This is a genomic window from Gardnerella sp. DNF00753 (genome assembly GCF_049244275.1).
In the GTDB taxonomy this organism is placed as follows: Bacteria; Actinomycetota; Actinomycetes; order Actinomycetales; family Bifidobacteriaceae; genus Bifidobacterium; species Bifidobacterium greenwoodii.
This window is the reverse complement of sequence record NZ_CP058393.1, coordinates 1518454-1528839: the sequence shown is the minus strand read 5'-3', so window position 1 is coordinate 1528839 and position 10386 is coordinate 1518454. Positions and strand designations below refer to the sequence as shown.

At 40.6% G+C, this 10386-nt stretch carries 9 protein-coding genes; 4 read left to right on the top strand and 5 right to left on the bottom strand.

Annotated features, from left to right (window positions below; translation table 11 throughout):
* Positions 1–136 precede the first annotated feature (136 nt).
* Both HXT33_RS06115 and HXT33_RS06110 read right to left on the bottom strand, forming a co-directional pair.
* Complete coding sequence (locus HXT33_RS06115; RefSeq protein WP_375169202.1) at positions 137–1243, bottom strand: class E sortase; 1107 nt, start codon at positions 1241–1243, stop codon at positions 137–139.
* A gap of 46 nt (positions 1244–1289) precedes the next feature.
* On the bottom strand, positions 1290–2042 hold the full coding sequence (locus HXT33_RS06110; protein ID WP_004136635.1) for a DUF881 domain-containing protein: 753 nt from the start codon (positions 2040–2042) through the stop codon (positions 1290–1292).
* A gap of 77 nt (positions 2043–2119) precedes the next feature.
* On the opposite strand from HXT33_RS06110, the gene crgA reads away from it, so the two are divergent.
* Entirely contained in the window at positions 2120–2512 is a 393-nt protein-coding gene (crgA, locus tag HXT33_RS06105; protein ID WP_004136636.1) for a cell division protein CrgA, read from the top strand.
* A 72-nt stretch (positions 2513–2584) separates the two neighbouring features.
* On the opposite strand, the gene HXT33_RS06100 is transcribed toward crgA, so the two are convergent.
* Positions 2585–3898: a THUMP-like domain-containing protein gene (locus tag HXT33_RS06100; RefSeq protein WP_421787017.1), complete on the bottom strand. Its 1314-nt coding sequence runs from the start codon at positions 3896–3898 to the stop codon at positions 2585–2587.
* Between the two features lie 155 nt (positions 3899–4053).
* Here HXT33_RS06100 and HXT33_RS06095 point away from each other — a divergent pair, with 155 nt between their 5' ends.
* The gene (locus tag HXT33_RS06095; protein ID WP_421787015.1) at positions 4054–5706 is read left to right on the top strand and encodes a PASTA domain-containing protein; all 1653 of its coding nucleotides are present in this window, start codon (positions 4054–4056) and stop codon (positions 5704–5706) included.
* 235 nt (positions 5707–5941) lie between these two features.
* On the opposite strand, the gene HXT33_RS06090 is transcribed toward HXT33_RS06095, so the two are convergent.
* On the bottom strand, positions 5942–6652 hold the full coding sequence (locus HXT33_RS06090; protein WP_421787013.1) for a rhomboid family intramembrane serine protease: 711 nt from the start codon (positions 6650–6652) through the stop codon (positions 5942–5944).
* A gap of 160 nt (positions 6653–6812) precedes the next feature.
* On the opposite strand from HXT33_RS06090, the gene HXT33_RS06085 reads away from it, so the two are divergent.
* Entirely contained in the window at positions 6813–7022 is a 210-nt protein-coding gene (locus HXT33_RS06085) for a hypothetical protein (RefSeq protein ID WP_004126589.1), read from the top strand.
* A 187-nt stretch (positions 7023–7209) separates the two neighbouring features.
* Here HXT33_RS06085 and HXT33_RS06080 read toward each other — a convergent pair whose 3' ends face one another.
* Positions 7210–9693: a glycogen/starch/alpha-glucan phosphorylase gene (locus HXT33_RS06080; protein ID WP_004136644.1), complete on the bottom strand. Its 2484-nt coding sequence runs from the start codon at positions 9691–9693 to the stop codon at positions 7210–7212.
* A gap of 237 nt (positions 9694–9930) precedes the next feature.
* On the opposite strand from HXT33_RS06080, the gene HXT33_RS06075 reads away from it, so the two are divergent.
* A complete protein-coding gene (locus tag HXT33_RS06075; protein ID WP_004136648.1) occupies positions 9931–10359 on the top strand; it encodes a sterol carrier family protein in 429 nt (142 codons plus the stop codon).
* Positions 10360–10386: the final 27 nt, after the last annotated feature.

Sequence of the window (10386 nt, the reverse complement as noted above, 5' to 3'; positions counted from 1 at the left end):
TAGAAATATTATGAGAATCGAATAAAAATAAGGGCGATAACTTTTAAGTATCGCCCTTATTTGTACATATTTATTTTTTATTAGACTTTATTCGAGTATGTCCTAAATTTAATTGGATCTTTCAATTAGATTTACTTCAGATAGTTGTTGTGTAATTAGACATCTGCTGCAGGAATGGAATCGTTGCGGCTGCCCAAGGAAATACCCATTGGAATAGAGCTAATATGATGAACAAATGAATTAGGATTGCAAGAATCCAACGAATTGCTGTAATGCCTGGTTGTATTAAAAGGATTCCGCCAAAAATGCTTGCATCCGGCTTTTTCCTTTTTCCTACGCGAATTTCGCGAAGTGCAGGCCACTGCCAAGCAATAGCACCAGCTGCAAAAATAACAATATAAAGCACTGCAATAACAAGCATTACTGGAACAAGTGAAGAAAGATGAGAAACAAGAGACTGCTGCTCATTGTTAATAAACTTTACTTTTCCTTGCTCATCAATTGTGGAAAGCTCTTTTGGAATACCATCGCTAATGTTTGCCCAATAAGCTAACTTAGCGTAGCTAATCCAGCGATGTGTTGCAGTAGTATACTTAGGCTCGCATGTAGTTAGAGTAAGCATACGTTTTGTTGGCTTTTCGTTAGGATGATCAGGGTTTGGAGCGATTACTTCACCGTGATCTGGTGTAACAATCTTATAAGAAGTGTACTTATATACGAACCAGTAATCTTTAGTCCTAACAACAATAGCATCGCCAGGTTTAAGCAAGTCAACATCACCCAAAGGCTGTCCGTAACCATTGCGGTGTCCAGCTACTGCGAAATTGCCGATTTCTCCAGGCATTTGAGTTTCTGAATAGTGTCCTAAGCCACGTTTGCTCAAAATATCTGGTGTTGTTCCTTCGATAATATTACGCTCCCACTGGTTTCCGAAGCGAGGAACATACAGGCGCGCTATTAAAACGTCCCCTTTTGGCTTGCTAACTTTTGGTGGCTCGCCATTTTGAGGTAAAGCAATCTTTGTTTTGTCACCTGTTTTAGGATTCTTCCAAGATATTTCTTTACGTGCTTCTACCTGATTGTGCTCTGCTTGAGCTCCAGTCCACCACATTTGCCATGCGATATATAGCGCACACATAATTGCAAAAGCGATTAAAACTTCGCCAATAACTCCAGCAATTTGCCAGCAGAAGTTAGAGCCTTTGCTCTTCGTATCATTTTCCTGCGTGTAAGCAGACTGCATAATACGTTACTCCTTTATGATGTGAAGGTCTTGCGACACAAATCATTCATTTATTTAGTTCTTTAAGCACGGATGCGTACCTTAATGGTTGTAACAAAGCAGACGCTTCTGGGAATTTCAAATTCTCCTTCTTTTCTACTTTCCATCCTAATCCAAATGAACTTACGTATTCCTTGTAGGTGCGTATGGCTGGTGAATTATTAAGAGCATCAACCATATCGTCTACTGGGCCAATAGCAGATATTTTATACGGTGGCGAGTACTGATGACCTTGAAGCATAAGCACGTTTCCAATGCAAATTACTGCAGAATTAAACAAAACGCGCTGATCTTGTATGGTCATAGCTTCTGCTCCGCCTTGCCAAAGAGCATTTACAACGGATTCAATATCTTGCTGGTGAATAACATAATCGTTAATATTTACAGAAGTTCCAGAACCGTTTACTGCTCCTTTCCACAGCGAAGAGTCGTTGAGAGTTACTACGATTCCAGGTCCTTCAAGCTTAGGAAGAACAGTGCTACTACCGGTATCTGAAGAATCTTTATTCTCATTACTGCTTACGAGAGTTTTGTTGAGCAAACTAATTCTGGAATCTAAATCTTTAATATCTTCTCGCAAAGATTTTGTGCGCTGCGAGTTTCTTTCAACCATTTGACTTGTGTTAGAAGTAACGAAAGCTGTGCGGTTGACTCGTAGATTAGTAACAAATAAATATCCTGTAAGAAAGATGGCAACGGCAACAGCAACACTACTTAACAACGAGCGTTGAGCTCTATGTTTTCCTGTTCTTTTTACCATAATTTGCTCTCATTCTTCTTACGTTCGAGTGTAACCACTATTATAGCGTGTAGCCGATTGATTGGAGAGTTACAGTTATGGCTGATGAGAAATTGCACACGACTGCAGCTGACGACGCTGCAAAGAAGAGCGATACGTCAAATGAGAATACTTATGGCGTTCCTATGGATGAAGTCGAAGCAGTGTTGAATGCTACTGCAGATAAAGCATCGCTTTCTCCACAAATTCAGAAGATGATGCAGCGTCAAGCAGAAAATAGGCGTCGCGTTGAAGAAAGTATTAAAGGTACGAAGGCTAATGCAGCATGGTTCGTGCCACTGTTCTGCACGTTGATGGTTATTGGCTTAGTGTGGGCTGTTGTGTATTACTTGAACCCTATGCTACCAATCCCAGGAATTGGAGCATGGAATCTACTTATTGCCTTCGGATTTGTTGTGGTTGGTTTCTTAATGACCATGTGGTGGCGTTAATACAATTACGACTATTTTAAAAACGATTCTATTAAAGTAGCTGCGCGTTTTGTGTGGCTACTTTAATTATTTTTATTCTGCAATTGCGCGAATAATTACGTGATTTTTATTGCTGTCAGTTGTTGCAATAAGCCTAATATTTCCACCGTCTTGAATTTTAAGGCGCTTTTTCAAAGTTTCTGCAGACATTGGAAAGTTTCTAGTAACAATATTCGCATGTGTAATATCTGCAAGCGCTTTCTTTATTTCCTTCTTGTTAAGGCTGCAAATATTCTCAATTTTCCATATTTTCCCCGGGAAATTAGCATAATGTTTTTCTGCAACACCAATATGACTATTTGGTTCTATTTGCTTAATGCCATACTTTTCTTCTAAAAACTTTAAACATCCCGCTTTCATAATTGCAGCATTTGGCTCATAAACGTACCGAGCCCATTCTCGCCATTTTTGTACGTCTAAAGTTTTGTTTTCCTTACTTTTACCATCTAATCCAGAAAGTATTGAAACCTGATTTTTTGAAGTATCGTAAACTGCTTCTATAACAGTTAACTGATTGTCGTTTACGCAATATATTGGCAGTTTTGTGTGCTGAGATTTGCTTAGTACTATTAGTAGCTCTTTACATTCATTATGATGAGCAACAATGTGCACTTGCGCAACATTACCGCCAAAATCGTTTACAGTTTTATGCCAGTCAAGCATTGGAGAAAGTTTAATAATAACAATTTGTGCTTTTTTAAGAAGTTGGTCTTTAATAGATAGCACGTTTGGCGTGCAGTCTTCAATAGCGTAAGTTCTAGAACCTTGATTATTGCGACGTGCAGGGTCAATGTATATCATTGTTGCGCTAGAAATCTGATCAAGTGCCTCAAGACTATTATTGTTGTAACACGTAACTTTAGAAAGACCGAGCGCTCGCATATTGTGTTGTGAAATAGCGGAAAGATCACTTTGCTGCTCAATGCATATTGCAGAATCAAAAACTTCAGCCATTATTGCGCAATCAACACCAAATCCACCTGTAAGATCAACAAGAGTGTTCGAAGTGTTTTCTTCATTCAGCTCACTAAGTAATTTTTGTGCAATATTAGCCTTATATTGCGCTGTGGCTTGCGAAGAGCATTGTTCCATAGATATATGTGCCGGATATATAATCTCCTCGCAGGATGCCCATTTTGGCAGTTTTTGTTGTGCTATTTGTTTGCCTGCGATTTGATTTACTGCAAAAGTAACATCAATTCCCGCGTTACGTGGTGCTTTAAGAGCTGCATTATTTGGATTTGATTTCGCATTTTCTTTAATAAATGCAAGTGTTTGAGGTGTTGCGCAAGGAATTTCATAAGGTGCATGTAACTCAGAAAGCATAATCTTATTCTTACGTAACATATGGATGTGTTTGCAAGCTAAACGTAAAGTTTTAAGCGAATAAGCGCTTGTTCTTCAGATTAATAATAATTAAAATAAATTTTAGAGAAATAGCGTAGCTGCGAAGATTTTTTACTCAATTTGCGCTAAATGGTTAAACAGTTGAAGAAGGAACAATGCGATTTTGTATCGAATGCGGTAGTCAACTTTCTGAAAATAGTAGGTTTTGCAATAGCTGTGGAACTCCTGTTGAAGAAGACAAATTAGAAAATCAATTTGTTCAACCTAATAATTTTAAAAAACCTAATAAAAAAGTAATTGCTTGTAGCATTTCTAGTTTTGTTATCGTAGTTCTTGTTGCTGTTGGAATTTTCTATTATTCGTATTCGCAGAAAAATGTTATTTCTTCTTTGAGTGGAGGAAATGCTCAACAAATCATTGAAAAAATATCGTCATCGGGAGCTGCTGTAAAAGTAGTTAAAAAATTCTCCGCAAAAAATAAAGGTGAAGTTCTTTCTATTAAAGGAATTAAAAAAGGCGAAAAAATATCACCTTCTTCGAGAATAACAGTGTATGAATCGTTGGGGCCTGGAGTTCCGGATGATATTACTAAATTGAAGCCGGAAGATGCTGTGCGCGAATTAAAAAAGATGAACGTGCCAGTAAAAGTGCATACTGCAACTGCTATCAATCCGGGTACGGTAATTGGAACTACGCCTCAGCCTGGAAGTTCAATTAATGAATCTGCTGATCGTACTATTCATGTTTTAGTTGGCACTGAAGGCAAAGGTGTTCCAGCGGATTTGTACGGCATGGATTTTGCCAAGGCTGAGGATTTATTGAAGAGTCGCGGATTCAAAGATGTTAAAACGAAAGAACGACTTTCTTCTCGTAATAATATGTATAAAATAGTTGATTCGGATCCTGCGTTGGGAACTGAAACTACTAGTGATTCCATTACTCTTTATTACGGTGTTGGCGCAGGGCAATCTTTGTTCACTGAATCTTCAGATACTTACGACGACCATATTTTGATGGACGCTATGAAACTAGATAGTTTTGTTGGTTTATGGTGCACAAATTCTGGAGATTGTCTTGATTTTCGTTTAGAGCCGTTTAATCCACAAGATCCTGATTATAAGATTTTGAATTTACATGGGTCGCATGAAAAAGATTATATTAACATGCGAAAGGCTGATAATGTGAGTACTTATACAGGTCTGAATTTAAACAATGAATTGCATATGTGTCATGCTAATCAGAATGTTGTTGGGTGCAGTGTTAATTACCCTCCTCGCGAAGAAAATTATATGAGGAATCATCTTATTTATGGAGATACAGGAGTTGTAGAACTGTATCGTGGAGGTTTTGAAACATTCTGTGGTAATTCTGAATTTGACGATATTACCGGTGATAAATGTGTGAACGGTAAGCTTTATAAAACTGGTGATTACGGTTATGACTATCTTGATACTCTTAATAAAGGTCCTGGTATCAATCACGGTTTAAGTTTTAGAATGGCTGATTTTTATCTTCTTGTTCCTGTAGGAGCTGATTTAATCAAATTAGAAAAAGACGGATACTTCCAAGGAGTAGGAAAAAATAAGCCAAATATGGACAGACCGTTTATTCTGCGTAGAGATCCTAAGTTGTATAAGAAAACCGAAGAACCTATTAAGCCTGCTAAAACTATAGATTCTTTCCTAAATCCATTTATTCCATCATATAAAACTAAGCCTGTGAAGTTTGCGCCTGCGCCTGATGACGATAACGCATACTACTTGGTTGAACAGCCTTTTAATTGGAGTAAACTGCCAGAAAAACAGTAGAGTAGATTGTTTTTCTAATTACGTTTCTGCGCTTTTCGAAAGTTAATTAACATAGAGTAGTAATTGTGGATAACTTTTATACACTTTTGCACAAGCGCAAAAATGGCGAGTTATTAGCATTTGTGAATAATTATGTGGATAACTTGAGTAGTTGTTAGCATCTTATGCCCAACTTATACCCAAGTTATCCACAGTTCTGTACACAATGGTGGAAAACTACATGCGTGTAATTTAACTAATCTAATCCTTGTAAGCAGAATACTGCGCACGCAACAAGAATAATAAAAATAGAAATAAAATACGTTAAGAAACGCGTATTAAACGAAGCTTTTCTAAGCAGAGGATTTCGTACTCCTAGCAATGCTGCAAGTGCTGTGCCAATAATTAAACCTCCAACATGCGCTTGCCAAGCTATATTTGGAATAATAATTGGCATAGCGAGAGTAATCGCAATCCAAATAATTGTTCCTCGCATGTTTTCACCAAGTCGCCACTGAGCTACTAAAAGTGCGCCAATAAGACCCATAATTGCGCCTGAAGCACCATAAGAGGCGGACTGCCAATTATTAATTATTCTGCACCAAATAATATCTGCAATGCATCCTCCAAGACCCGATATTAAATAAAGTCCAAAGAATTTCCATCTGCCAAAATAACGCTCAAGTTCTGCGCCGAGTGACCAAAGGCACAGCATGTTGAAGAAAATATGAGTGATGTTTGGCGCATGAACAAACATTGATGTGAACCAAGTCCATGGGGTATTTAACGCAGTAACTGGCACGAAGGCAGTATATTCTATAAAAGTAATGTAGGTTTCTTTAGTTACGAAGTATAAAAATATTTCTATTAGCCAAGTAATAATGCAAGCGTATATGAGAATTGCAGTAACAGTATTGCTGCGAAAACGTATTCTATTCCATAAATTTTTTATATCCAAATTATGCATATCTTTATGATATAGGCTTTACTTCACAAATTTAATCAATAAGATTGTGTAAAAAGATGCAACTCTGAAGAAAAGCAACTATGATAGTGAGTAAGCGACAAAACGCTATATAAATCGTTGACTTGGACGAGCAGGTCAGCTTAACCCGAAAGGAGCCATCATGGAGAACAGATCCTCTGGCGGTTGGAAGTTCTTTGCACTGCTCTTCGGAGCACTGCTCGCAGGAATTGCTGCATTGTATGTTTATAAGCAGCACAATCCTGATTATGACCCTTGGGAGGAGCCGTGGGAGAACAGCTCTTCACCAATTGACCTGGGGCTAGAAAAAGAAGAAACAGAAGGTAAAGACGCTCCTGCTGTTGAAGAATAAAACAGCAGTGTTGCGTTAAAATACTTCAAATAAAGGCGACTGTGTGTATGTGCAGCCGCCTTTATTGTTTGTTTACTTGTTTATTTACTTACTTGTGATTAATTTCGATTTAATTACTAGAAACAAAAAGCGGAAGCTGATTAACAGCCTCCGCCTTTTTTAAGCGATTAAGACGCTATTTTTACGCTCACTCAGCAACTGGAAGAGCACCAGTGTGCCAAATGCGATCGAGGTAATCTTCGATAGAGCGGTCAGAAGAGAAGTAACCAGAGTTGGCTACGTTCAAAACTGCCATGCGAGCCCACTTCATTGGGTCGCGGTAAGTTTCCTCAATCTGAGCCTGAATATCCATGTAAGAGCTGAAGTCAGCCATTGCCATGAAGTAATCGTGGGTAAGCCAATCGTTGACGAGTGGCTCATACACGCTCTTGTCACCGTTGGAGAAGGTGCCGTCAGCAACCATGTCAACAGCGGTCTTCAAGCGAGGATCAGACTCGTAGTACTTACGGGATCCGCCGTGATCGTAGCCTTCAGCGTAGAGCTTATCAACTTCGTCAACGGTCATGCCGAAGAGGAAGAAGTTCTCAGCGCCAACGCGCTCGCGAATCTCAACGTTTGCACCATCGAGAGTACCAACAGTCAAAGCACCATTCAAAGCGAACTTCATGTTACCAGTGCCGGAAGCTTCCTTACCAGCCTGAGAAATCTGCTCATCCAAATCGGTGGCAGGAATCAAGTTCATAGCCAACTCGATGTTGTAGTTTGGTGGGAAGAACACAGCGAGCTTGCCCTTGCATGCTGGGTCGTTATTCACCACGCGAGCAACATTGTTAATGAGCTGAATGGTGAGCTTTGCCATAGCATAGCCTGGAGCGGACTTAGCGCCGAAGAACACGGTGCGTGGAAGCATCTTGTCAACGTCGATTGTGCCGTTCTTAATTCCAGCGTATGTGGAGATAACCTGGAGGATCTTCATGGACTGGCGCTTGTACTCGTGCAAACGCTTAACAATGGTGTTAAACATAGTGTCTGGGTTGATTTCGAAGCCATACTTCTGCTTTGCGAAATCAACGAAGGCAAGCTTGTTCTGCTTCTTAACTTCAGCAAACTTCTTAACGAATGCCTTGTCGTCAGCCAATGGCTTCAAACCTTCAAGAAGCTCCAAATCACCCTGCCATGCGTCGGTGCCCAAGCCCTCAGTAATAAGAGCAGACATACGTGGGTTGCTCAAGCGCACGAAGCGACGAGGAGTTACACCGTTAGTAACGTTCTTGAACTTATCTGGGTAAACGCTGGAGAAGTCCTTCAAAGTGACATCCTTCAACAACTCAGAGTGAAGCTCAGCAACGCCGTTAACGTAAGAGCCGCCGTAGGTAGCCAAGTAAGCCATGCGGACTACAGCACCTTCGCCATTTTCGTCAGCGTCGGTAGCGATGCGCATACGCTCAACCTGATCCTCAGCAACGCCCTTACCGCGAAGCTCGTTGCGGAACTGCTCGCTAATGCCCTTAATAATCTCAAGGTGGCGTGGCAAAAGTTCGCCAATAAGCTTGGCTGGCCAAACTTCCAAAGCTTCTGGAAGCAAGGTGTGGCAAGTGTAGTTGAAGGTCTTGGTGGTGATACCCCAAGCGGTGTTCCAATCGTAGCCGTACTCGTCCATAAGAACGCGCATAAGCTCTGGAATACCAATAACTGGGTGAGTATCGTTCAACTGGAAGTTGATCTTGCTTGGGAAGGTTGTGAGATCCGGCTTATCCTGACCTGGATAGAACACGCGGATAGCGTCATGAATAGAAGCAGCTACGAAGAAGTACTGCTGCTCAAGACGCAAAGCCTTACCTTCTGGAGTGGAATCTTCTGGATAAAGAATCTTAGAAATGTTTTCTGCTGCAACCTGTGGCTTTACAGCATCCAAGTACTCAGACTTGTTGAAGGTGAGCAAATCAAACTCGTCGTAAGACTTAGCAGTCCACAAACGAAGAGTGTTTACGCGACCAGAATTGTAACCTGGAACCATGTAGTCAACTGGTACTGCACGAACAGACCAAGCTGGCTTCCACACGCGCTTGCCGTTTTCTTCAACAACTTCGCCGCCAAAGTTGACGCGCTGATCACGACCGTAATCAATGTGGCCCCATGGCTCTTCGTTGCTAAGCCAGTAATCAGGTGTTTCTATCTGCTTACCTTCTTCATCAAAGCGCTGCTTGAAGATGCCGTAACGATACTGGATGCCGTAGCCGAATGCTGGAACGCCAATAGAGGCGAGCGAATCAATGAAGCAGGCTGCGAGACGACCCAAACCGCCGTTACCCAAACCTGGTTCATACTCAGCGTCGATAACAGCCTTTGGATCGAAGCCAAGCTTCGTAACAGCTTTTTCGAACTGGTCGGTAAGACCAGCGTTCAACAAAGCATTCTCAAGCTGCTTACCCATCAAGAACTCTGCGCTCAAATAGCCAACAGCCTTGGTGTTTCCGTTAATCATGTCATGCTGTGTCTGCATCCAAGAGTCCATCAAGTGGCGACGAACTGCGGTAGCAGCGGCAACATACACATCTGCCGTGGTGGCCTGCTCTGGCGTTACACCCTGGGTGTACTTGAGGTGCTCTTGAAGTTCTTTGGCAAATGCCGTCGCAGTAGTTTTGGCTTTCGGCGCGACGTGTTTAGTCATATTTGACTCCTTGTGCCGTTTGTTATATTTCCTAAAAAGTGTGCAGCCTGAAACTTTATGTTTAGGCAGTTAAACCAGTACCACGTTGTAGATAACTGTTGTAGATAACTACAAAAGGTATGTTAATGCACACGATGTTCCCAATAGTACCACAACCTAACACCTTTAAATATTAATATATGGCTTCTTAATACAAATATATTTATGAAAGTATGTTGTTTAGAAGATAATAAAAATATGGTAGTAATACTTGAGCGAGATATAAAAAGAGGACAATGTGCTTGGAAAGCGTGGTGTGAGTCTGCTAATAAAGCGTTTAATAATGGCGGAGAAGCTATTCAAATAACTAGCGATATTTTAAATATTTCTCCAATTGACGAAGCTTTAGCAGTTAGATATTCTTTATATCTTCTTGAAAACAGAGTCCCTGGGTGTGCAGTAGAGGTAAGAGTTGCGCCTTTTGGTGCAGTAAAAATTTTGGAAGGACCAGCTTCTGATCCGCATAATCTTACTCCGCCGGATGTTATTGAGCTTGATCCGCAAGTTTGGTTAAGAATTTCTTGTGGTATTACAAGTTGGCAGCAAGAAAAACAAGCCGGACACATAAGTGCAATCGGTGAGCGTGATGATTTAAGCGATATTTTGCCACTTGATATAAATTTATGACATCTATTTATAATGCTTATTTACAAA